The 22,103-nt window shown below is 62.2% G+C and carries 20 protein-coding genes; 6 read left to right on the top strand and 14 right to left on the bottom strand.

Features of this window, described 5'->3' with window-relative positions; translation table 11 throughout:
• Positions 1–9: 9 nt before the first annotated feature.
• From groL to D906_RS12820, 5 genes are all read right to left on the bottom strand, one after another.
• Complete coding sequence (gene groL / locus D906_RS12840; protein ID WP_016713585.1) at positions 10–1,650, bottom strand: chaperonin GroEL; 1,641 nt, start codon at positions 1,648–1,650, stop codon at positions 10–12.
• Positions 1,651–1,698: 48 nt separating this feature from the next.
• Positions 1,699–1,992, bottom strand: coding sequence for a co-chaperone GroES (locus D906_RS12835; RefSeq protein WP_016488938.1), 294 nt, complete (start codon positions 1,990–1,992; stop codon positions 1,699–1,701).
• Between the two features lie 242 nt (positions 1,993–2,234).
• The gene (locus D906_RS12830) at positions 2,235–2,696 is read right to left on the bottom strand and encodes an FxsA family protein (RefSeq protein WP_019098322.1); all 462 of its coding nucleotides are present in this window, start codon (positions 2,694–2,696) and stop codon (positions 2,235–2,237) included.
• Positions 2,697–2,763: 67 nt separating this feature from the next.
• Positions 2,764–3,495 carry a HugZ family protein gene (locus D906_RS12825; protein ID WP_019098323.1) on the bottom strand — a complete coding sequence of 244 codons (732 nt, stop codon included), beginning with the start codon at positions 3,493–3,495 and terminating at the stop codon, positions 2,764–2,766.
• 92 nt (positions 3,496–3,587) lie between these two features.
• Positions 3,588–4,598, bottom strand: coding sequence for a DUF481 domain-containing protein (locus tag D906_RS12820; protein ID WP_019098324.1), 1,011 nt, complete (start codon positions 4,596–4,598; stop codon positions 3,588–3,590).
• Between the two features lie 152 nt (positions 4,599–4,750).
• Here D906_RS12820 and D906_RS12815 point away from each other — a divergent pair, with 152 nt between their 5' ends.
• Both D906_RS12815 and D906_RS12810 read left to right on the top strand, forming a co-directional pair.
• Positions 4,751–5,104 (top strand): MGMT family protein, encoded by a 354-nt coding sequence (locus tag D906_RS12815; RefSeq protein WP_027615383.1) that lies wholly within the window; start codon positions 4,751–4,753, stop codon positions 5,102–5,104.
• 43 nt (positions 5,105–5,147) lie between these two features.
• Positions 5,148–6,695, top strand: a complete 1,548-nt coding sequence (locus D906_RS12810) for an AmpG family muropeptide MFS transporter (protein ID WP_016713580.1) — start codon at positions 5,148–5,150, stop codon at positions 6,693–6,695.
• 114 nt (positions 6,696–6,809) lie between these two features.
• On the opposite strand, the gene D906_RS12805 is transcribed toward D906_RS12810, so the two are convergent.
• The 3 genes from D906_RS12805 to D906_RS12795 all read right to left on the bottom strand — a co-directional run bounded on the left by D906_RS12805 (position 6,810) and on the right by D906_RS12795 (position 9,603).
• Entirely contained in the window at positions 6,810–8,054 is a 1,245-nt protein-coding gene (locus D906_RS12805) for an MFS transporter (protein ID WP_019098325.1), read from the bottom strand.
• 111 nt (positions 8,055–8,165) lie between these two features.
• Positions 8,166–9,005 carry a mechanosensitive ion channel family protein gene (locus D906_RS12800; protein ID WP_016713578.1) on the bottom strand — a complete coding sequence of 280 codons (840 nt, stop codon included), beginning with the start codon at positions 9,003–9,005 and terminating at the stop codon, positions 8,166–8,168.
• 112 nt (positions 9,006–9,117) lie between these two features.
• Positions 9,118–9,603 carry a YajQ family cyclic di-GMP-binding protein gene (locus D906_RS12795; protein WP_016713577.1) on the bottom strand — a complete coding sequence of 162 codons (486 nt, stop codon included), beginning with the start codon at positions 9,601–9,603 and terminating at the stop codon, positions 9,118–9,120.
• 100 nt (positions 9,604–9,703) lie between these two features.
• Here D906_RS12795 and D906_RS12790 point away from each other — a divergent pair, with 100 nt between their 5' ends.
• The 3 genes from D906_RS12790 to D906_RS12780 are packed head-to-tail and all read left to right on the top strand — an operon-like array spanning position 9,704 to position 13,251.
• Positions 9,704–10,621, top strand: coding sequence for a putative 2-dehydropantoate 2-reductase (locus tag D906_RS12790; RefSeq protein WP_019098326.1), 918 nt, complete (start codon positions 9,704–9,706; stop codon positions 10,619–10,621).
• A gap of 37 nt (positions 10,622–10,658) precedes the next feature.
• Entirely contained in the window at positions 10,659–12,683 is a 2,025-nt protein-coding gene (locus D906_RS12785; RefSeq protein ID WP_027609134.1) for an ATP-binding protein, read from the top strand.
• A 1-nt stretch (position 12,684) separates the two neighbouring features.
• The gene (locus D906_RS12780) at positions 12,685–13,251 is read left to right on the top strand and encodes a cob(I)yrinic acid a,c-diamide adenosyltransferase (protein WP_025753953.1); all 567 of its coding nucleotides are present in this window, start codon (positions 12,685–12,687) and stop codon (positions 13,249–13,251) included.
• A gap of 39 nt (positions 13,252–13,290) precedes the next feature.
• Here the strand turns inward: D906_RS12780 and D906_RS12775 are convergent, their stop codons facing one another.
• From D906_RS12775 to secA, 4 genes are all read right to left on the bottom strand, one after another.
• Positions 13,291–14,235: a Nudix family hydrolase gene (locus tag D906_RS12775; protein WP_025753954.1), complete on the bottom strand. Its 945-nt coding sequence runs from the start codon at positions 14,233–14,235 to the stop codon at positions 13,291–13,293.
• The gene (locus D906_RS12770; protein ID WP_019097336.1) at positions 14,232–14,864 is read right to left on the bottom strand and encodes a glutathione S-transferase family protein; all 633 of its coding nucleotides are present in this window, start codon (positions 14,862–14,864) and stop codon (positions 14,232–14,234) included. Before D906_RS12770 ends, D906_RS12775 begins: the two co-directional genes overlap by 4 nt.
• A gap of 139 nt (positions 14,865–15,003) precedes the next feature.
• Positions 15,004–16,221 carry a bifunctional glutamate N-acetyltransferase/amino-acid acetyltransferase ArgJ gene (gene argJ, locus D906_RS12765; RefSeq protein WP_019097337.1) on the bottom strand — a complete coding sequence of 406 codons (1,218 nt, stop codon included), beginning with the start codon at positions 16,219–16,221 and terminating at the stop codon, positions 15,004–15,006.
• 87 nt (positions 16,222–16,308) lie between these two features.
• A complete protein-coding gene (secA, locus tag D906_RS12760) occupies positions 16,309–19,044 on the bottom strand; it encodes a preprotein translocase subunit SecA (protein WP_027609132.1) in 2,736 nt (911 codons plus the stop codon).
• A 302-nt stretch (positions 19,045–19,346) separates the two neighbouring features.
• Between secA and D906_RS12755 the strand changes: the two genes are divergently transcribed.
• Positions 19,347–19,802 (top strand): DUF721 domain-containing protein, encoded by a 456-nt coding sequence (locus D906_RS12755; RefSeq protein WP_016713568.1) that lies wholly within the window; start codon positions 19,347–19,349, stop codon positions 19,800–19,802.
• Between the two features lie 53 nt (positions 19,803–19,855).
• Here the strand turns inward: D906_RS12755 and lpxC are convergent, their stop codons facing one another.
• The gene (gene lpxC, locus D906_RS12750; protein WP_016713567.1) at positions 19,856–20,767 is read right to left on the bottom strand and encodes a UDP-3-O-acyl-N-acetylglucosamine deacetylase; all 912 of its coding nucleotides are present in this window, start codon (positions 20,765–20,767) and stop codon (positions 19,856–19,858) included.
• 112 nt (positions 20,768–20,879) lie between these two features.
• Positions 20,880–22,076: a cell division protein FtsZ gene (gene ftsZ, locus D906_RS12745; RefSeq protein WP_003251871.1), complete on the bottom strand. Its 1,197-nt coding sequence runs from the start codon at positions 22,074–22,076 to the stop codon at positions 20,880–20,882.
• Positions 22,077–22,103: the final 27 nt, after the last annotated feature.

The raw sequence follows: 22,103 nt of genomic DNA, 5'->3' as shown, positions 1-22,103 counted from the left end.
AAGGCTGGCTTACATCATGCCGCCCATGCCACCCATGCCGCCCATGTCAGGCATGCCAGCAGCTGGCTTGTCTTCTGGCAGGTCGGCAACCATGGCTTCGGTGGTGATCATCAGACCGCCGATCGAAGCAGCAGCTTGCAGGGCCGAACGGGTGACCTTGGCTGGGTCCAGGATACCCATCTCGATCATGTCGCCGTATTCGCCGGTAGCAGCGTTGTAGCCGAAGTTGCCCGAACCTTGCTTGACCTTGTCGGCCACAACGCTTGGCTCGTCGCCGGCGTTGGCAGTGATCTGGCGCAGCGGGGATTCAACAGCACGACGCAGCAGGGCGATACCGACGTTCTGGTCTTCGTTGTCGCCTTTCAGGTCGGCAATGGCCGCCAGGGCGCGAACCAGGGCAACACCACCGCCAGGCACCACGCCTTCTTCAACGGCTGCACGGGTAGCGTGCAGGGCGTCTTCAACGCGGGCTTTCTTCTCTTTCATTTCAACTTCGGTGCCAGCACCGACCTTGATCACGGCAACACCGCCAGCCAGCTTGGCCAGACGCTCTTGCAGCTTCTCACGGTCGTAGTCCGACGAGGTTTCTTCGATCTGGGCACGGATCTGCTTGACGCGTGCTTCGATCTCGGTGTCGGCGCCAGCGCCGTCGATGATGGTGGTGTTTTCCTTGGACAGGATCACGCGCTTGGCGTTACCCAGGTGCTCCAGGGTAGCGGTTTCCAGGGACAGGCCGATTTCTTCGGAAATGACCTGGCCGCCAGTCAGGACAGCGATGTCCTGCAGCATGGCCTTGCGACGGTCGCCAAAGCCTGGGGCCTTGACCGCAGCAACCTTGACGATGCCGCGCATGTTGTTGACTACCAGGGTAGCCAGCGCTTCGCCTTCAACGTCTTCGGCAACGATCAGCAGTGGGCGGCCGGCCTTGGCAACGGCTTCCAGAACTGGCAGCAGCTCACGGATGTTGGAGATCTTCTTGTCGACCAGCAGCAGCAGCGGGCCTTCCAGCTCGGCAACCATGGTGTCCGGCTTGTTGACGAAGTATGGCGACAGGTAGCCACGGTCGAACTGCATGCCTTCTACGACGGACAGTTCGTTTTCCAGGCCCGAGCCTTCTTCAACGGTGATCACGCCTTCTTTACCGACCTTTTCCATGGCTTCGGCGATGATTTCACCGATGGAGTTGTCGGAGTTGGCGGAGATGGTACCCACCTGGGCGATGGCCTTGGAGTCGGCGCATGGCTTGGACAGGTTCTTCAGCTCGGCAACGACGGCAGCAGTGGCCTTGTCGATACCGCGCTTCAGGTCCATCGGGTTCATGCCGGCAGCGACGGCTTTCAGGCCTTCGTTGACGATGGCCTGAGCCAGAACGGTAGCGGTGGTGGTGCCGTCACCGGCAGCATCGTTAGCCTTGGAAGCAACTTCCTTGACCAGCTGGGCGCCCATGTTTTCGAAAGCGTCTTTCAGCTCGATTTCTTTGGCGACGGAAACGCCGTCCTTGGTGATGGTTGGGGCGCCGAAGCTCTTGGCCAATACCACGTTACGGCCTTTCGGGCCCAGGGTCGCTTTTACCGCGTCAGCCAGAACGTTGACACCAACCAGCATTTTCTTACGAGCGGAATCGCCGAATTTTACGTCTTTAGCAGCCATGATCGTTTAATCCTTGGAATTCTTTGGAGTAACGGGAAGTCGGGGAAATCAGCCTTCGACAACGGCGAGGATTTCGTTCTCGGCCATGACCAGCAGGTCTTCGCCATCGACTTTCACGGTGTTGCTGCCCGAGTAAGGGCCGAAAACTACTTTGTCACCCACTTTCACGGCCAGCGCGCGAACTTCGCCGTTGTCCAGGATGCGACCGGTGCCGACGGCAACGACTTCGCCGCGGTTTGGTTTTTCAGCGGCCGAACCCGGCAGGACGATACCGCCAGCGGTTTTCGATTCTTCTTCGCTGCGACGGATAACGACGCGGTCATGCAGAGGACGAAGCTTCATTGTCGATCTCTCCCAATTTGTGGTTTTCATCGGCCGGTGTCGACACCGGCGGGTTGATGCTGTCCGGCGTTGCCGGGAGGTGGCCCGCATTGGGCGAACCACCTGAGTCATGTCTGGCGTTGCCACCAGAAACCTTGCGGTGACCACATACATGAGGCCGCCATAATCAATTACAAGGCTTGATAAACAAAAAATTTCTTGAGGCTGAAAAACACCGGGGCCGCGTGTGCGGCCCCGGGGGTTTACTTGTCTCGGCGCTCGTACTCGCCTTCAATCACGTTCGGGCGGTGCCCCCCCTCACGCGGCTGCGTCTGGAACGGGTCGTCCTGAAACGCACGCTGGCGCATCGCCTGGGCTTCGGCACGCTCGCGCATCTTGCGCGCGGCCAAATGGCGGGTGAACGGCAACAGGCACAGCAGGCCCAGCACGTCGCTGATGAAGCCTGGCAACAGCAGCAGGCCGCCACCGACGGCCAGCATCATGCCCTGGAACATGTCCTCGGCGGGCAGCTCGCCACGCTGCAGGCTTTCACGGGCGCGCAGTGCGGTGGCCAGGCCGGCCACGCGCATCACCAGCACACCCAGGGCGGAGCCAGCGATGATCAGCAGCAGCGCCGGGAAGAACCCGATGGCCGCGCTGACCTTCACGAAGACGAACAGCTCCAGCACGGGAAACAGCAGAAGCAACAGTAGAAAAGCACGCATCAAAGCAATCCTCGTTGGAAGACAACCTTCCTGTAAGACCTACAAATGGATGCGTGTGCTCGGTTTTTCAACCCACAACGTCTGTCGCAACCGGCCACTGGTCGGCGCGCGCCAGCAAAACAAGGGCCTCGCGGACTTGTGTCGGCGTGTTGCAAGTACTTGGGAACGGCAACCAGTGCACTGCCTGGCCAATGCGCAAGTGCATGCCTTCGCTGTCTACCCCTACCATCTGCGCAGGGGTATGGCGTGGCAGGTCGGTTAGCTCCACGTAGTGGGCGATGGCATTGGCGTGATCGCTGTTCATGTGCTCGACCATGCTCGCCTCGGCCTTGCCGGCGAACGGGTTGGCCAAGGTTACCTGGTCGAGCCAGTGGATCGCGCCAAAACCGCCAATGTAGCGATGGCGCACTGGCTGCAAGACCCAGAAGTCGAAATCGTGAGCCTTGTGATAGTTGGCAGCGTCCGGGAAATACCGGTAGTAGCGTTCGGCAGCCGCCTCGACAGCCGCTGCGTCGACCAGCTTGTGCGCCTCGGCCATCACGGTCAGGCGCCCCACGGCCTGCACATCTTCGGCCTCGCGCTCCCCCACCAGTAGCGAGCACTTGGGGTCTTTCTGCAGGTTGTGGGTGTGTTGGGCGATGCGGCTGATGAGGATCAATGGATTGCCGTGGGCGTCCAGGCAGTACGGCACGACCGAGCCGAAAGGGAAACCGGGCATCGACTTGGAATGGGTCGAGAGCACGCCGCGGTATTCCTTGAGCAGCAGTTCCCGGGCGGGGCGGAGGGCGTTGGTACTCACTTGGGGATGGCTCCTGGCAGCGGACTGGATAGGGACAAGATAAGCATTATCAGTTCCAGTGCCAATGGGGCCGCTTTGCGGCCCCCAAAAACCTACCAGGTCACGCCGAAGCCTGCGGTATAGCGGGTCTTGTCCAGGTCACTGTCGCGCGTGCCGGTGATGATGTCCTTCTCCGCCTTGAGGTTGAGCGAGGCCCACTCGGTAACTTTGTAGCGCAAGCCAACCTCGGCATCCAGCGAGTAATCGGCCACGCCCCCCAGCGGCTTGGCAAACTCGCCGTTGGTGAACAGTTGCACGTTCTTGCCGATCAGGTAGCGGGTGTAGTCCCACTTCACCGCCGCTGAGTAGAAGTTGTCCTTGGCGCCGTCCTGGTATTCGAAGTCGGTACGGTTGATCAACGAACCCAGCGAGAATGCGCCCAGCTCGTCGTCCCAGAACTGGTAACCCGGGCCGGTACCGATCGTGCGCTGGCGGGCCAGGTCTTCGATGCGGTCACGCTTGTACTCCGCACGCCCTTGCCAGAACCACTTCTCGGTCATGAAGCGGTCCAGCGCGTACTCGGCGCTCCAGTTGTCGGTGGTGGTGACGTCGTCCTTGGTTTCGCGGTTGTACTCACCTTCGGCGTTGTGCCGCCAGCGGCCATGACGGGCGGTGGTCTTGAAGCCAACGTCGTAATCGTCGGTGTCGTTCTCGGCGCGCTTGTAGTCCAGGGCCACGTCCACGTTGCCCTTCCACACGAAGTCTTCGACCAGCGGCCTGGGCTTCATGATCTGCTCGATGCTGGCCAGCTCCACGGTCTTGGGCGCTTCGCCATTGGCCAAAGTGACTTTGCCAGGCTCGGCCGCTTTCAGCGACTTGGCCTTTTCCCCGGTGTAGGCGTCCTGCTTGACCAGCATCTCCTGGTCACTCTCCAGGGTCTGGACCTCTTTCCAGTCCAGCGCGATGGACCCGCCATAGGGGGTTTCCAGCAGCAGCTTGCCGCCGTCGAACACTTTGATCTTGCCGCTGAGCCGGTCACCGTTCTTCATCCACACGGTGTCGGCGAATACCGGGGCGGCGCACAAGGAAGCAGCTAGCAAGCACAACAGGGATCTAGAATACATAAGCGGACTACGGGTTCGATTTGACGAAAAAAGCCGGGCATTATCCAGATACCGACAACCAGAGCAAGGACAGACCGAGCGTATGCCGTTGAGTTCAACTCTCATTTGCCGGACCACCTGTCCGGTTTCATCTACAGCCCAAGGGGGGCGTGATGTCTGATGGATATGAGGCTGCGCTCGAATCCGCCGAGGGCCGACGAACGGCGCTATATTCAGTACTGGGCCAGGTGCCTTCCGGCAAGGTGGTGAGCTATGGCCAACTGGCCGAGCTGGCGGGCCTTGGCCGTGCCGCGCGTTGGGTCGGGCGCACCCTCGGGCAGCTGCCTGCGGAGACCCGCCTGCCCTGGCACCGGGTGCTCGGCGCAGGTGGCCGGCTGAGCCTGCCATTGGGTACCCCGTCGGGTGATGAACAGCGGGCGCGTTTACGCGCGGAAGGTGTGAATGTAACCAACAATCGGGTGGATATGACGCGCCATGGCTGGCGCCCAATGGAGCACAGCGGTTAGAGTGCGCGCTTTGTTTTCGCAAACTTGAGGCAGATGTTGGCCCATGCCCCGTAAAACCTGGCGCGCTGCGCTTGCTGCCTATGCCAGCCCGTCAACCTTGGTACTTTTGCTGCTCGGCTTTGCCGCCGGTCTGCCCTACATGCTGGTGTTCTCCACCCTGTCCGTGTGGTTGCGTGAAGCCGGTGTTGCCCGCGAGACCATCGGCTACGCCAGCCTGATCGGCCTGGCCTACGCCTTCAAGTGGGTGTGGTCGCCGCTGCTCGACCAATGGCGCCTGCCCCTGTTGGGTGGCCTGGGTCGGCGTCGTTCGTGGCTGCTGTTGTCGCAAGCGCTCGTGGTCATCGGCCTGGTCGGCATGAGCCTGTGCGACCCGCAACAGCACCTGTCGTGGCTGATCGCCATGGCCGTGCTGGTGGCTTTCGCATCGGCGACCCAGGACATTGCTGTCGACGCCTACCGCCTGGAAATCGCTGACGATCAACGCCAGGCCGCGCTGGCTGCCAGTTACATGGCTGGCTACCGGGTGGCCGCCCTGCTCGCCACGGCCGGCGCCCTGTTCTTTGCCGAGTGGTTCGGCTCCACCGGTTTCAGCTACCTGCACAAGGCCTGGGCCGGCACCTATGTGATGTTCGGGGTCATGATGCTGCCCGCCCTGTTCACGACCCTGGTGATGCGCGAACCGCCGGTGCCCTTGCGCACCCAGCTGTCGGCAGCGCGCTACGGCTTGGTGCACCAGATGGCCTCGGTGTTCGTGCTGATCATCCTGCTGGTGTCGGTACCGGCCAGCTTCACCCAGATGTTCAATACCGGCTGGTCCAGCGTCATTTCCGGTGATGCCACACCGCTTGACCTGCTGCTGGAAGACCGCGCGTTCCTGCGCCTGATCCTCTACGTACTGCTGACCTGGGCGTGCTTGTCGAGCCTTGGCCGTCGCGGCCTGGCCCCGGTGCTGACGCCAGTCAACGACTTCATCACCCGCTACCGCTGGCAGGCGCTGCTGCTGCTCGGCCTGATCGCCACCTATCGCATGTCGGACACGGTGATGGGTGTGATGGCCAACGTGTTCTACATCGACATGGGCTTCACCAAGGACCAGATCGCCAGCGTCAGCAAGATCTTCGGCCTGATCATGACCTTGGTCGGCGCCGGGGTTGGCGGGCTGCTGATCGTGCGCTTTGGCATCATGCCGATCCTGTTCATCGGCGGCGTAGCTTCGGCCGGCACCAACATCCTGTTCCTGATGCTGGCCGACATGGGCCCGAACCTGGAAATGCTGGTGGTGACCATCTCGCTGGACAACTTCAGCTCCGGCATGGCCACCTCGGCCTTCGTTGCCTACCTGTCGAGCCTGACCAACCTGAAGTTCTCGGCGACCCAGTACGCGCTGCTCAGCTCGATCATGCTGTTGTTGCCAAGGTTGATCGGCGGGTATTCAGGGGTGATGGTGGAGAAGTTCGGCTACCACGACTTCTTCCTGATTACCGCTTTGCTGGGTGTGCCTACGCTGATCCTGATCGCCCTGCAGTGGCGGCAGGAGGCTGGACGGGGAACGCCGGTGGCAGAGGAAGGATCAGCGGCCGAGCGGCCCTGAGAGACTGCTACAACCTGTAATGGCCTCATCGCGAGCAAGCTCGCTCCTACAAGGACTATGGTGATCCTGGAGGAGCGAGCTTGCTCACGAAAAGGCCAGACCAGGGACTAGGGATTACTGAGCCACAGCCCCTTCCCCAGGCCGCCCGCCCACGACAAACCACAGCGGCCACAGCGCCAGTGCCCCCGCCACACCCGCCGCCAAGGCAAAGTGCAACAAGCTGGCCCCGGCGCCAATCATCGCCAGCACTGCCCCGCCCAAGCCCAGCAAGGCAATGGTGATCATCCCCAGCATGGCCGACACCAGGCCCTTGCTCTGTTCGCTGGAGAACAGCGTCATGCGGTACAGCACTGCGTTGGCTACACCCAACCCCAGTGCGTACAGCGACATGCCCGCCACTACGCTGGTCACGCTCGGCCAGTACCAGGTCGCCAGCACCATCAGGCTCAGGCCGGCCAGGTAGGGCCACAGTGCACCACGCACCAGGGCCGGCAGCGGGTAGCGGTCGGCGATGCGGTTGATGATCAGGTTGCCCAGGATGAGCCCGCCAAATACCGGGAGTTGCCACAGGGCATACTCCAGGGTGCTAAGCCCCTCATCGTGAATCAGCAGCACCGGCGACAGGCCGATCCAGCCGATCAGTGGCAAACCAACCAGGCCCAGGGCAGCGCTGCCGGCAACGAAGCGGCGATTGCTCAGTAACTGGCCGTAGCCTGCCAGCAGTGGCAACAGATGAATCGGTGTAAACGCCAGGCGTGAACCGTCACGGCGCTCCACGCCCAGCGTTTCCGGCATCAACCGGTACAACAGCACCCAAGCCAGCACCGCGCCGATGGCAAAGGCCACGAACAGCCAGCGCCAATCCAGCCACTGCAGCAGCAAGGTGCCCACCAGCGGCCCGAGCAACGGCGACAGCAAGGCGATGTTGGCCAGCAGGGCCATCATGCGCACCGCATCAGCTTCGCTGAACGCTTCATTCAAGGCCGGGTAGCTGACCGTGACCACGAAGCCCAGGCCAATGCCCTGCAACAGGCGCAGCAGGTTGAACAGGCCGATGTCGTGGACCCAGAACGTGGCCAGGCAGGCCAGGCCGAAGAACGCGCAGCCAGCCAGCAACAGCGGGCGCCGGCCATAACGGTCGGCCAGCGGGCCGATCAGCCATTGCAGCACCACGCCCCCCAGCAGGTACAGGTTAAGGGCATGGGGGATGTATTCGGGGCTGGCGTTCAGGTCGCCCACCACCACCGGCATGGCCGGCATGACCGCGTCGCTGGCCAGGTAGGTCAGCAGCTCGAACAGGGCAAGGGTGAGGCCGAACAACAAGGCGCGCAGGGGGGTGATGTAAAGCAGTGGTTTCATGATGGCGTATCGGGTGTGGCAGGAGGGGTCAGGCTATATGCCAGAAATGGCGGGATATTGCTGTGAACAAGTGTAAAAACCGGGGCCTTGCGCCCCGGTTTCAATGCGGTGTTACTGCGTTGCAGTCTCCTGCACCACGCGAATCACCCGCTGCGGGAACGGAATATCGATCCCTTCAGCCTTCAACCGGTCACGCGCATGCTCGTTGAGCATGAACATCACATCCCAGTAATCGGCGGTCTTGACCCACAGGCGCAACGACACGGTGATCGAGCTGTCGCCCAGGGTGGAAATCACCGCCTGCGGTGCCGGGTCGGACAACACGCGGGGGTCCTGCGCCAGCTCCAGCAACACGTTGCGGGCCTTTTGCAGGTCGGCCTCGTAGTCCACGCCCACATCGAACACCACCTTGCGCGTCGGCTGGCGGTTGGTGTTGGTGATGATGCCGTTGGACAGGCTGCCGTTGGGCATGATCACTGTCTTGTTGTCACCGGTGCGCAGCACAGTGTGGAAGATCTGGATGCTGTCGACCGTACCGGCCACACCCTGCGCCTCGATCCAGTCACCGATGCGGAACGGGCGGAACATCAGGATCAACACCCCACCCGCGAAGTTTGCCAGGCTACCCTGCAGTGCCAGGCCGATCGCCAGGCCTGCGGCACCGATAGCCGCGACGAACGAGGTGGTCTCGATGCCGATCATCGACGCCACGCTGACGAACAGCAGCACCTTCAGCACAATGTTCGACAAAGTGCTGATAAACCCTTGCAGGGCCGCATCGGCGCGCAACCCGGCCAGCTTGCCCAGACGCGTGCTGACCCGGTTGATCAGCCACCAGCCAATGGCCAGTGTCAGCAGCGCCAACAGCAGGCGGCTGCCGTATTGCATGATCAACGGGATCCACGTCTGGGACTGGCGGACGAGCTGATCGACTTCAGCGTTCAAATCCATATTCATCTCCTGATGCCTGAAGGCATGTACACGGTAAAACCGGCCGAAACCGCAACACGGCCATGGAACCGATGGACATCATTTGGCCATCGGGGTTCCGGGCATTACCTGCTCAGTCGCGGAAGTTGTTGAACTGCAGCGGCATGTCGAATTCCTTGGTGCGCAGCAGGGCGATGGCTTCCTGCAGGTCATCACGCTTCTTGCCGGTCACGCGCACTTGCTCGCCCTGGATGGCGGCCTGCACTTTCAGCTTGCCATCCTTGATGGTGGCGACGATCTTCTTGGCCAGGTCCTTGTCGATGCCTTCGCGGAACTTGGCTTCCTGCTTCTTTTCCTTGCCGGAGGCGTACGGATCTTTGGTTTCCAGGCATTTCACGTCGATCTTGCGCTTGACCAGTGCCAGGCGCAGGATTTCCAGCATGGCTTCGAGCTGGAACTCTTCTTCGGCGGTGAGCATCACGGTCTGCTCTTTGTCCTTGAACTCGAAGGTGCCCTTGCCCTTGAGGTCGTAGCGGCGATCCAGGTCCTTGATGGCGTTGTCGACCGCGTTCTGCACTTCGTGCTTGTCCAGTTCCGATACCACGTCGAACGAAGGCATGGTTGTTCTCCCAAAATAAAAGCGCGCTCAGGCTGACGATGGAGCGCGCTGGGTTTGACGGTTAAAATGCGGGCTCATTATAACGGGTTGCGAAACGCATATGAGCAGCACCTGGCATATTCTCGGCGCCGGCAGCCTAGGCAGCCTGTGGGCCTGCCGCCTGGCGCGCGCAGGCAAAGCTGTGCGCCTGATCCTGCGGGACGGTCAACGGCTGCAGGCCTACCAGCAAGCCGGCGGCCTGACCTTGGTCGAACAGGACCAGCCCCACCACTACGCCATTCCTGCCGAAACCGCGCAGGCGCAAGGCCCCATCCACCGCCTGCTGGTGGCTTGCAAGGCCTACGATGCCGCCCCGGCCATTGCCGGTGTGGCACACCGGCTAGCCGAGGGTGCCGAAGTGGTGTTGCTGCAGAACGGCCTGGGCAGCCAGGACGACGTGGCCGACCTGGTGCCCCATGCACGCAGCATCTTCGCGTCCAGTACCGAAGGGGCGTTCCGCGAAGGCGACTGGCAGGTACGCTTTGCCGGCCACGGTTTCAACTGGCTGGGTGACCCGCGCAACCCGACCATCCCCGCCTGGTTCGATGACCTGCATGACGCAGGCATCCCCGCTGAATGGACCGTGGACATCCTCACCCGCCTGTGGCGCAAACTTGCGCTCAACTGTGCCATCAACCCGCTGACCGTGCTATACGACTGCCAGAACGGTGGGCTGCTGGGGCACCTGGGCGAAGTTGACGCGTTGTGTACCGAACTGGCCGAATTGCTGCGCCGCTGCGGCCAACCGCAAGCAGCAGTCGAGCTGGATGAAGAAGTGCAACGGGTGATCCTCGCCACCGCAGCCAACTACTCTTCCATGTACCAGGACGTACGCGCCGGCCGACGCACCGAGGTGCATTACCTGCTCGGCCATGCCTGCCGCGCAGCCGGGCGCCATGGCCTGCAATTGCCGCAGCTTGAACACTTGCGGCAGCGCCTGGTCGATAACTTGCGCACACGTGGCTTGCCCTGCGACTGATGCGGCCCTTCAACCGGATACGGACATTGCCTAGCCCATGACCTTGCGCCAACGCCTGGAAAACCTCCCGGTCGGGCAGAAGCTGCTGGCGGCCCTGCTGGTATTGCTGGTGACCATCCTGCTGGTGGCCAACCTCACCTTCATCAGTGCCGCCTACTGGATCACCCAGGAGAGCATGGCCCCGCAGGCGCTGCAGACTATCGGGCGGCTGGTGGCCAACCCGCAGCTTGCCGCCCGCGCGGGTGACAGCGCAGAAACCGCCAACGCCCTGCTCAAGGAGCTGGACAGCTACACGCCATTGCGTGCGGCCGCCGTCTACGGTGGCGATGGCCGCATGCTGGCGCAATTGCAGCATGGCGATCCGCTAACCCTGCCCAAGCGCTTTCGCAACATCGACGGCTGGCGCCTGATGGAGTTTCGCAGCACCCAGCTGATCCGCATCCCGCGCGACGCCAACCCGCCGGCGCACCTGCTGCTGGTGGCCAGCAGCGAGCTGCCCACCGCCTTCTACACCGGCACCCTCAGCGCCAGCCTGGGCATTCTGGTGTTCAGTATCCTGCTGTGGATCGTCATCGCCCGGCAGATAAAACGCCTGATCACCCAGCCGATCAACCAGCTTGAAGAGCTCAGCCGCCAGGTCACCCGCGAAGAAAGCTACGCCCTGCGCGCCCGGCGCGGCAACGACGATGAAATCGGCAGCCTGGCTGATGCCTTCAACACCATGCTGTCACGCATCGAAGCCCGCGAGCAGCAGCTCAAGCGCGCCCGCGACGAGTTCCAGGATGCCTATGACCAGGCCCAGGGCCTGGCCGAGGAAACCCGCCACACCAACCGCAAGCTGGAGCTGGAAGTACAGGTACGCAGCAAGATCGAGAAAAAGCTTACGGGTTTCCAGAACTACCTCAACAGCATCATCGACTCGATGCCCTCGGCGCTGATCGCCCTTGACGAACAGCTTTACGTGACCCAGTGGAACCACGAAGCCACGGTACTCTCCGGCACACCACTGGACGAAGCGCTGAACCAACCGGTATTCATCGCTTTCGAGCCGCTCAAGCCATTCCTTCCGCAACTGAAGGAAACGGTCGAGAAGCACCGGGTGGCAAAGATCGAGCGGGTCACCTGGCCCAAGGGCGACGACCTTCGCCACTACGCCCTGACCTTCTACCCGCTGACCGGCGGCGGCGGGCGCGGCGTGGTGATCCGCATCGACGACATCACCCAGCGGCTGTCGCTGGAGGAGATGATGGTGCAGTCGGAGAAAATGCTTTCAGTCGGTGGCCTGGCTGCCGGCATGGCCCACGAAATCAACAACCCGCTGGGTGCCATCCTGCACAACGTGCAGAACATCCGCCGGCGCCTGTCACCAGAGCTGCCGCGCAACCAGGAACAGGCCGAAGAGCTGGGTATCGACCTGTCAACGGTCAACCGTTACCTGGCCAGCCGCGAAGTGCCGCAATTGCTGGACGGTATTCAGCAGGCCGGCGCGCGGGCTGCCAAGATCGTCACGCACATGCTCAGTTTCAGCCGCCGCAGCAACCGCCAGCTGGTGCCGTGCGAGCTGCCGGCCCTGATCGACCAGGCGGTGGAAATTGCCAGCAACGACTTCGACCTCACCATCGGTTTCGACTTCAAGGGCCAGGCCATCGTGCGCCAGTTCGACCCCACACTCGGCCCGGTGCCCTGCACGGCCAACGAACTGGAGCAGGTACTGCTCAACCTGCTGAAAAACGCGGCCCAGGCCATCCACCTGCGCCCTCAGCCGAGTGAACCCGGGCGTATAACCCTGCGCACGCGGCTGAACCCGCCCTGGGCGGAGATTCAGGTCGAGGACAACGGCATCGGCATGCCCGAAGCAGTGCGCAAGCGCACCTTCGAGCCGTTTTTCACCACCAAGGAAATTGGGCAGGGCACCGGGTTGGGCCTGTCGGTCTCGTACTTCATCATCACCAATAACCACAAGGGGCAGATGGAAGTGCAGTCCACGCCCGGCCAGGGCACCTGCTTTACCCTGCGCCTGCCCCTCGGCCAGCCGGCGGCGCCGGCCAATACGGAGAAGTGACATGGGCTACCGCCTGTCGAAGATCTACACCCGCACCGGCGACAAGGGCGAAACCGGCCTGGGCGACGGTCGCCGGGTACCCAAGGACCACCCGCGGATCGAGGCGATTGGCGAGGTGGACAGCCTGAACAGCCAGTTGGGCGTGCTACTGGCGGGGTTGGCCGAGCAAGGGCTGGATGAGGTGAGTGCCGTGCTCGCGCCGTGTCAGCACCGCCTGTTCGACCTTGGGGGGGAGCTGGCAATGCCGAGTTACCAGGCGCTGAACCTGGCGGAGGTTGAGCGGCTGGAGGCGGCTATCGATGTGTGGAATGAAGAGCTGGGGCCGTTGAAGAACTTCATACTGCCCAGTGGTTCGGCGCTGGTGGCACAGGCGCATGTGTGCCGCTGTTTGGCGCGTAGCGCTGAACGGCGCTGTCAGCAGTTGAATGCAGTTGAGCCGTTGGAGGGGGTTGGGCTGGCGTATATCAACCGGCTTTCGGATCTGCTGTTTGTGGCGGCGCGGATCATTGGCCGGCGGCAGGGCATTGCAGAGGTGCTGTGGCAGCCTGCTGATAAGCCTCAAGGCTGATATTACCGGGGCTGCTTTGCAGCCCCTCTCAAAGGCGACTCAGATTTCAGGCCAGAACGCTCGGATGCCGGCCACACCTTGTGCCCCGACATCCCAGGCCTGCTCGCGCTCACCCGGCCCTACCCCACCCAGCAGGTAGACCGGCTTGTTGAACCCGGCAATCAACCGCTGCGCATCATCCCACCCCAGCGGTACCGCCTCAGGGTGGGTCTGGGTCGCCTGCACCGGAGACAAGGTGACAAAGTCCACGCCCATCTGCTCCGCCAGCGCCAGCTCCTCAGCGCTGTGGCACGACGCTGCCAGCCAACGTTCCTTGGGGAACGGCCGGCCCTTGGCCGCGTACTTGCGCAACTGCGCCGCCGTCAGGTGCCAACCCGCCGAGGGGAAGTCACCCAGCCACTCCAGCGGCCCCTTGAGCATCAGCTGTGCCTTGCCCGCACACAGCCCGACCGCGTCCACCGCTACATCGCGGTACTTGGGGTCGTACATGTCCGGGGCACGCAGCTGGATCAGCCGAATACCCCTGGCCACCGCCTTCTGGATGCCCTTGAGCATCTGCGGCACTTCCAGGCCATCCGGGGTAATCAGGTACTGGTCCGGCAGGCGCGCAGCGGCAACGATCGGCTTGTTGGCCTCCGGGAATTCGTACTGCGGCAAGTCGCGCGGGGCCACCCATTCCAACGGCTGCCCCTCGGCGCCATGGGGTTCGCCGGTGAACGCGTCGACCTCGCGCACGTCCAGCAGCACCTGCTTGTCCGGGTAATCATGGCTGACCTTGATCAGCGCACGCGAACGGGTGACCTCGATGCCCAGTTCCTCGCGCAGCTCACGGGCCAGCGCCGCTTCCACGCTTTCGCCCGCTTCTACCTTGCCACCGGGAAACTCCCATAGGCCGCCCTGGTGCTGGGTATCCGCCCGACGTGCGATCAGAATACGCCCGTCATCGCCACGAATGACGGCAGCTACTACATGAATCCGTTTCACCCTTCACGCTCCGCCAGGCCAGCCTGCTGCCAAGCCTTGAAGGCTGGCCACTGATAAATGGTCTCGATGTAGGCGGCCGCCTCTGCTGGCACCGCCACGCGGTAGGTGCGCAGACGCACGGCCACCGGGGCGAAGAAGGCATCGGCCAGGCTCGGCTTGCCGAACAGGAACGGGCCGTTGTCCTTGGCCACCACGCGGCATTCGGACCACAGCGCGACGATACGGTCGATGTCGACTTGCACGTCCAGTGGCACTTCGTCCAAGGCACTGTCACGCGACAAGTCGAACGGCATGGCGCCACGCAGGGCAAAGAAGCCGCTGTGCATCTGCGCGCAGGCAGAACGGGCCTGGGCACGGGCCGCGACATCGGCAGGCCACAGCTGCGCGTCAGGGTGCTGTTCGTTGAGGTATTCGCCAATCGCCAGGGAGTCGGCGATCACACCGTGCTCGGTCTTGAGCAGCGGTACCTTGCCAGTGGCGGAGAATGCGAGGATGCGCTGACGGGTATCAGGCTGGTTGAGTTTGATCAGGGTTTCTTCGTAGGGCACGCCAGCCAGCTCGAGGGCCAGGGCGCCACGCAGCGACCAGGAGGAATACAGCTTGTCGCCGATGATCAGGTGATAGCTCATGGTTCGGCTCCATTGTTTTGGAATTTTGGGGCTGCTTTGCAGCCCTTTCGCGGCACGAGGCCGCTCCTACAAAAGCGCGCGCGGTCCCTGTAGGAGCGGCCTCGTGCCGCGAAAGGGCCGCAACGCGGCCCCAGTTGCATCAAGTACGGTATTCGGCGTTGATCTTCACGTACTCGTGGGACAGGTCGGTGGTCCAGATGGTTTCGCTGCACGCACCGCGGCCCAACTCGATACGAATGGTGATCTCTTCCTGGGCCATCACTGCCGAGCCTTGCGCTTCGGTGTAGCTTGGGCTGCGGCCGCCCTGGCTGGCGATGCACACGCTATCCAGGTACACGTCGATCAGGCTCACATCCAGCTCCGGCACGCCCGCACGGCCAACAGCCGCGAGGATACGGCCCCAGTTCGGGTCGGAGGCGAACAGTGCAGTCTTGATCAGCGGCGAGTGGGCCACGGCGTAGCCGACGTCCAGGCATTCCTGGTGGTTGCCACCGCCGTTAACCTGCACGGTCACGAACTTGGTGGCACCTTCGCCGTCACGAACGATGGCCTGGGCCACTTCCATGCACACTTCGAACACCGCTTTTTTCAGCGCTTCGAACAGCGCGCCGCTCGCTTCAGTGACTTCCGGCAGGTTGGCCTTGCCGGTGGCGATCAGCATGCAGCAGTCGTTGGTCGAGGTGTCGCCGTCGATGGTGATGCGGTTGAACGACTTGTTGGCGCCGTCCAGCATCAGGTCCTTGAGCACCGCCGGGGCAACCTTGGCGTCAGTGGCGATGTAGCCGAGCATGGTGGCCATGTTCGGGCGGATCATGCCGGCGCCTTTGCTGATGCCGGTGACGGTAACGGTCACGCCGTCGTGCTGGAACTGGCGGCTGGCGCCCTTGGGCAGGGTGTCGGTGGTCATGATGCCGGTGGCGGCTTCAGCCCAGTGGTTTTCCGACAGGTTGTCGAGGGCGGCCTGCAGTGCACCTTCGATCTTCTCGACCGGCAGTGGCTCACCGATCACGCCGGTGGAGAACGGCAGTACCGACTCGGCCGGCACGCCAGCCAATTCGGCCAGCTTGGCGCAGGTACGCTCGGCAGCCGCCAGGCCTGGCGCGCCGGTACCGGCGTTGGCATTACCGGTATTGGTCAGCAGGTAACGCACGGTGCCCTGTACACGCTGCTTGGAAAGGATCACCGGCGCTGCGCAGAAGGCGTTGAGGGTGAACACGCCGGCCACGCTGGAGCCTTCGGCACAGCGCATCACCACCACGTCCTTGCGCCCAGGGCGCTTGATGCCGGCAGAAGCGATGCCGAGTTCAAAACCCGGAACCGGGTGCAGGGTGGGCAAAGGACCAAGACCAACAGCCATTAGAGCGCTCCTAGAAAACGGTGAATATGGAAAAAGGGGGCCGCAATGCGGCCCCCAGGGTTGTCACGATACAGCAATCAGGTCAGATCACTCGATCTGGCCATGGCAATGCTTGAACTTCTTGCCCGAACCACACCAGCACGGTTCGTTGCGGCCCAGCTTCTGGTCGTTGCGCACCGGCGCCGAGGCTACCGCCACGTCGGCAACTTCTTCGCTCAGTTGTTCGCTTTCCAGGCCCGGCGCAGCGGCATGCTGGAACTGCATGCGGCTGGCCAGTTCCTCGGCCTCGCGGCGCAGACGGGCTTCTTCCTCGGCCGGGTCTTCGCGGCGAACCTGAACGTGCGAAAGCACGCGGATGGTGTCGCGCTTGATCGACTCGAGCAGCTCCTGGAACAGGGTGAACGACTCGCGCTTGTACTCCTGCTTCGGGTTCTTCTGCGCATAGCCACGCAGGTGAATACCGTGACGCAGGTGGTCCATGGTCGACAGGTGGTCTTTCCACAGGTCGTCCAGCACGCGCAGCAGGATCTGCTTCTCGAAGGTACGCAGGGCGTCGATACCGGCCTGGTCTTCCTTCTCGGTGTAGGCAGTGGTGATTTCGTTCAGCAGCTTCTCGCGCAGGGTCTCTTCGTAGAGGTGATCGTCCTCGTCGAGCCATTGCTGGATCGGCAACTTCATGGCGAAATCGCTGGCCAGCGACGCCTCCAGGCCGGCCACGTCCCACTGTTCGGGCAGCGACTGCGGCGGGATGTGCTGGCTGATGGTAGCGTCCAGCACTTCCTTGCGGAATTCGACGATGGTGTCGCCGATGTTTTCGGCTGCCAGCAGGCTGTTGCGCATGTGGTAGATCACCTTGCGCTGCTCGTTGGCCACGTCATCGTATTCGAGCAATTGCTTACGGATGTCGAAGTTGCGGCCTTCGACCTTGCGCTGGGCCTTCTCGATGGCGTTGGTGACCATGCGGTGCTCGATGGCCTCGCCCGACTGCATGCCGAGTGCCTTCATGAAGTTCTTCACCCGGTCAGAGGCGAAGATACGCATCAGGCTGTCTTCCAGCGACAGGTAGAAGCGGCTGGAACCCGGGTCGCCCTGACGGCCGGAACGGCCCCGCAGCTGGTTGTCGATACGGCGCGACTCGTGGCGTTCGGAGGCGATCACGTGCAGGCCACCGGCTTCGATCACCTGCTGGTGACGCTTCTGCCAGTCGGCCTTGATCTGCGCGATCTGCTCGGCGGTCGGGTTTTCCAGGGCGGCCACTTCGGCTTCCCAGTTACCACCCAACAGGATGTCGGTACCACGGCCGGCCATGTTGGTGGCGATGGTCAGCGCACCCGGGGCACCGGCTTGCGCGATGATCTCGGCTTCCTTTTCGTGGTACTTGGCGTTCAGTACCTTGTGGTCGATGCCTTCCTTCTTGAGCAGGTTCGACATGTGCTCGGACGTTTCGATGGTCGCGGTACCCACCAGGATCGGCCGGCCCTGCTTCATGCTTTCCTTGATGTCGGCGATGATCGCAGCGTATTTCTCGTCGGCGGTCAGGTACACCAGGTCGTTGAAGTCCTTACGCGCCAGTGGTTTGTTCGGCGGAATGACCATCACGTTGAGGGCGTAGATCGACTGGAACTCGAACGCTTCAGTGTCAGCGGTACCGGTCATGCCGGACAGCTTGGTGTACAGGCGGAAGTAGTTCTGGAACGTGGTCGAAGCCAGGGTCTGGCTCTCGGCCTGGATGTTCAGGTTCTCTTTGGCTTCGATGGCCTGGTGCAGGCCTTCGGACAGGCGACGACCCGGCATGGTACGACCGGTGTGTTCGTCGATCAGCAGTACCTGGCCGTCCTGGACGATGTACTCGACGTTGCGGTGGAACAGCTTGTGCGCGCGCAGGCCTGCGTAGACGTGGGTCAGCAGGCCCAGGTTGTGCGCGGAGTACAGGCTCTCGCCCTCGGCCAGCAGGCCGGCCTGGGTGAGCATTTCCTCGATGTACTGGTGACCGGCTTCGTTCAGCTCGACCTGACGGCTCTTCTCGTCGATGGTGAAGTGGCCTTCCTGGGTAACCTGGCCTTCCACTTCCTCGATGTGCTGGGTCAGGCGCGGGATCAGGCGGTTGATCTCGATATACAGCTTGGAGCTGTCTTCGGCCTGGCCGGAGATGATCAACGGGGTGCGCGCTTCGTCGATGAGGATGGAGTCGACTTCGTCGATCACGGCGAAGTTCAGTTCACGCTGGAACTTCTCGTCCTGGCTGAACGCCATGTTGTCGCGCAGGTAGTCGAAACCGAATTCGTTGTTGGTGCCGTAGGTGATGTCGGACGCATAGGCCGCACGCTTTTCTTCCGGCGGCTGAAACGCCGAGACGATTCCGACCGACAGGCCGAGGAATTCGTACAGCGGGCGCATCCAGTTGGCGTCACGGCGGGCCAGGTAGTCGTTGACGGTGACCACGTGCACGCCCTTGCCGGACAGTGCGTTGAGGTACACGGCCAGGGTACCGACCAAGGTCTTGCCTTCACCGGTGCGCATTTCTGCGATCATACCCTCGTGCAGGGTCATGCCGCCGATCAGCTGCACGTCGAAGTGGCGCATGCCCATCACGCGTTTGCCGGCCTCACGGGCTACGGCGAAGGCTTCAGGCAGCAATTGGTCCAGTGTCTCGCCTTTGGCCAAACGCTCCTTGAACTCTGCGGTCTTGCCCCGCAGCTGTTCGTCGGAGAGGGCCACCATCTTCTCTTCGAAGGCATTGACGATACTCACCGTCTTGAGCATGCGTTTCACTTCACGCTCGTTCTTGCTTCCAAAAAGTTTCTTTAACAAAGGCGCAAACATATCGGCAGGATCTTCCACACGTAGGGATGGAGGGCGGCCCCATGAGTCGCCCGTGCAGCCCTGAGGCCGCATGCGAACGAGCATTCTACCCGGAAACGATGGTGAGGAAAGTGGTGGATTTCCACGATGCTATTACAGCGTTTTGGCGGGGGCTTGTCTTAGATAGGGTCATTCTCCCTGAGTTCAAGGCTTGACAACATGAAAGGTATCGAGAACTAATCTTATCTTCTGCTGCCCGCGAAGAGGCCGGTGCAGGCTATAGAGGTGTTAAACTGCCGACCACGTAACCTCATGCATACCCCATGGCCTACAAACCCTCCCCCGCCCAGCCACCTTCCGCCCTGCTCCGACAGGTGCGCCCGCTGCGCCTGCTGCTGAACCAGGCCGAGCGCCTGGAGCACCTGCAGCGCCTGCTGGAAAGCCAGCTGCAACCGGCTGCCCGCGAGCACTGCCATGTCGCGTCCTGGCGCGATGGTACTTTGTTGCTGGTGGTTACCGACGGCCATTGGGCAACCCGCCTGCGCTACCAGCAGAAGCGCCTGCTGGCGGCATTGCAGGCCATGGAAGCCTTCGGCAACCTCCGGCGCATCCTGTACAAGGTGCAGCCACCGCTGGTGCCAGCCAAGCGCGGCGGGCATGCTGCCGAACTCTCGAACAGCGCCGCCGAGAGCCTGCGCGACACCGCCGAGGGCATCACCGACCCCAAGCTACGTGCCGCACTGGAACGGTTGGCTGCCCACGCCAACGGCAAGGCATAAAAAAGGCCACCCGAAGGTGGCCTTGATTACAACACTAGAGAGAGTGTTCGAACTTACACGGCCGCAACAGGGCGCATGTACGAGATCGGTGCCGTGCTGGCATCTTCGAACGTAACCACTTCCCAGGCATCGGTTTCGGCAATCAGTTTGCGCAGCAGCTGGTTGTTCAGCGCGTGGCCGGACTTGTAGCCCTTGAACTCGCCGATCAGGCTGTTGCCCAGCAGATAGAGGTCGCCAATGGCGTCGAGGATCTTGTGCTTGACGAATTCGTCATCGGATCGAAGGCCGTCTTCGTTAAGCACACCCGTTTCGTCGACGACGATGGCGTTCTCGACACTGCCGCCCAGCGCAAGGTTGTGCTTGCGCAGGTACTCGATGTCACGCATGAAACCGAAAGTGCGGGCGCGGCTGACTTCCTTCACGAACGAGGTGCTGGAAAAGTCAACGACTGCACTCTGGGTCTGGCCCTTGAGGACCGGGTGATCGAAGTCGATCTCGAAGCTCACTTTGAACCCTTCGAAAGGCAGGAACGTGGCGCGCTTGTCGCCCTCTTCCACGGTTACCTCACGCAGGATGCGGATGAACTTCTTGGCTGCGTCCTGTTCTTCCAGGCCAGCAGACTGAATCAGGAATACAAAAGGACCGGCGCTGCCATCCATGATCGGCACTTCCGAGGCGGAGAGCTCGACGTAGGCGTTATCGATGCCCAGGCCCGCCATGGCGGAGAGCAGGTGCTCGACCGTATCGACCTTGACGTCACCGTTGACCAGCGTCGTCGACATGGTTGTCTCGCCGACGTTGGCCGCACGCGCAGGGATTTCGACCACAGGGTCGAGGTCGGCGCGGCGGAAGACGATGCCGGTGTCAACAGGTGCAGGCTTGAGGGTCAGGTAAACCTTCTCCCCGGAGTGCAGACCGACACCTGTGGCACGGATGGTATTCTTCAGGGTGCGTTGTTTAATCATGGCATTGGCCGCTTCAGCGCAAATTGCGAACAGGTATCAACAAAGGCTGGGGATGATAACAGACCCAACCTTTGATGAATACCAATCACCTTTATACCCCTGATAAATTCCATTAATCAGCCTGACGACGCAGGAAAGCCGGGATATCGAGGTAGTCCAGGTCGTCCTGAGGGTTCAGTTTAGCGGCTGCGGCAGCACCTGCATGGGCCTGGTTGCGCATCACGGTCGGGCGCTCCAGGTCACGGTAGTTGACCGCTGGCTGCTCCTGACGAACCGGTGCAGGGTTGGATGCTTCGTACGCCTGCTGAGCGGTCTGCAGGGTGTTGTCCACCACTTTGACCGGCTTCTCGATGCGCGCGCCCAGGCCAGTGGCCACAACGGTCACGTGCAGTTCGTCGCGCATATCCGGGTCGATCACGGTGCCGACCTTGACCATGGCGTGGTCAGAGGCGAAGGCTTCGATGATGCTACCCACGTCGGAGTACTCACCCAGCGACAGGTCCGGGCCTGCGGTGATGTTCACCAGGATGCCGCGGGCGCCCTGCAGGTTGACGTCTTCCAGCAGCGGGTTGCGGATGGCAGCCTCAGTGGCTTCACGCGCACGGTTCGGGCCGCTGGCGCAACCAGTACCCATCATGGCCATGCCCATTTCACCCATCACGGTGCGCACGTCGGCGAAGTCGACGTTGATCATGCCCGGACGCTTGATGATGTCGGAGATACCGCGCACGGCACCGGCCAGAACATCGTCAGCCTTGGCGAACGCCGACAGCAGGCTGGCATCCTTGCCCAGGATGGTCAGCAGCTTCTCGTTGGGGATGGTGATCAACGAGTCGACGCTTTCGGCCAGCATGCGGATGCCTTCATCGGCGATCTGCATACGTTTGCGGCCCTCGAACGGGAACGGACGGGTCACCACGGCTACGGTGAGGATGCCCATTTCCTTGGCCACTTCGGCAATGATCGGCGCTGCACCGGTACCGGTACCGCCACCCATGCCAGTGGTGATGAACACCATGTTGGTGCCCTGCAGCACTTCAGCGATGCGCTCACGGTCTTCCAGCGCGGCCTGACGGCCGACTTCCGGATTGGCACCGGCACCCAGGCCCTTGGTCACACCAGTGCCCAATTGCAGGATGGTACGCGCACCGATGTTTTTCAGCGCTTGAGCATCAGTGTTGGCGCAAATGAATTCCACGCCTTCGATGCTGCTCTTGACCATGTGGTTGACGGCGTTGCCGCCACCACCACCAACGCCGATCACCTTGATGACCGGGCTTTGCGGGACGTTGTCTACGAGCTCGAACATTTTCCCTCTCCTTACAGTTCTCTAGTT

It is taken from the genome of Pseudomonas sp. LAIL14HWK12:I1, from assembly GCF_003202095.1.
Taxonomy (GTDB): domain Bacteria; phylum Pseudomonadota; class Gammaproteobacteria; order Pseudomonadales; family Pseudomonadaceae; genus Aquipseudomonas; species Aquipseudomonas monteilii.
This window is presented reverse-complemented; position numbering and strand designations above follow the sequence as displayed.

What these genes read in the sequence shown, in the direction of transcription:
- ftsZ (WP_003251871.1), bottom strand. Translation starts at nt 22,076, where the DNA reads ATGTTCGAGCTCGTAGACAACGTCCCGCAAAGCCCGGTCATCAAGGTG.
- argJ (WP_019097337.1), bottom strand. Translation starts at nt 16,221, where the DNA reads ATGGCTGTTGGTCTTGGTCCTTTGCCCACCCTGCACCCGGTTCCGGGT.
- groL (WP_016713585.1), bottom strand. Translation starts at nt 1,650, where the DNA reads ATGGCTGCTAAAGACGTAAAATTCGGCGATTCCGCTCGTAAGAAAATG.
- D906_RS12800 (WP_016713578.1), bottom strand. Translation starts at nt 9,005, where the DNA reads ATGGATTTGAACGCTGAAGTCGATCAGCTCGTCCGCCAGTCCCAGACG.
- D906_RS12835 (WP_016488938.1), bottom strand. Translation starts at nt 1,992, where the DNA reads ATGAAGCTTCGTCCTCTGCATGACCGCGTCGTTATCCGTCGCAGCGAA.
- D906_RS12790 (WP_019098326.1), top strand. Translation starts at nt 9,704, where the DNA reads ATGAGCAGCACCTGGCATATTCTCGGCGCCGGCAGCCTAGGCAGCCTG.
- D906_RS12805 (WP_019098325.1), bottom strand. Translation starts at nt 8,054, where the DNA reads ATGAAACCACTGCTTTACATCACCCCCCTGCGCGCCTTGTTGTTCGGC.
- D906_RS12810 (WP_016713580.1), top strand. Translation starts at nt 5,148, where the DNA reads ATGCCCCGTAAAACCTGGCGCGCTGCGCTTGCTGCCTATGCCAGCCCG.
- D906_RS12830 (WP_019098322.1), bottom strand. Translation starts at nt 2,696, where the DNA reads ATGCGTGCTTTTCTACTGTTGCTTCTGCTGTTTCCCGTGCTGGAGCTG.
- D906_RS12785 (WP_027609134.1), top strand. Translation starts at nt 10,659, where the DNA reads ATGACCTTGCGCCAACGCCTGGAAAACCTCCCGGTCGGGCAGAAGCTG.
- D906_RS12755 (WP_016713568.1), top strand. Translation starts at nt 19,347, where the DNA reads ATGGCCTACAAACCCTCCCCCGCCCAGCCACCTTCCGCCCTGCTCCGA.
- lpxC (WP_016713567.1), bottom strand. Translation starts at nt 20,767, where the DNA reads ATGATTAAACAACGCACCCTGAAGAATACCATCCGTGCCACAGGTGTC.
- D906_RS12770 (WP_019097336.1), bottom strand. Translation starts at nt 14,864, where the DNA reads ATGAGCTATCACCTGATCATCGGCGACAAGCTGTATTCCTCCTGGTCG.
- D906_RS12780 (WP_025753953.1), top strand. Translation starts at nt 12,685, where the DNA reads ATGGGCTACCGCCTGTCGAAGATCTACACCCGCACCGGCGACAAGGGC.
- D906_RS12820 (WP_019098324.1), bottom strand. Translation starts at nt 4,598, where the DNA reads ATGTATTCTAGATCCCTGTTGTGCTTGCTAGCTGCTTCCTTGTGCGCC.
- D906_RS12795 (WP_016713577.1), bottom strand. Translation starts at nt 9,603, where the DNA reads ATGCCTTCGTTCGACGTGGTATCGGAACTGGACAAGCACGAAGTGCAG.
- secA (WP_027609132.1), bottom strand. Translation starts at nt 19,044, where the DNA reads ATGTTTGCGCCTTTGTTAAAGAAACTTTTTGGAAGCAAGAACGAGCGT.
- D906_RS12815 (WP_027615383.1), top strand. Translation starts at nt 4,751, where the DNA reads ATGTCTGATGGATATGAGGCTGCGCTCGAATCCGCCGAGGGCCGACGA.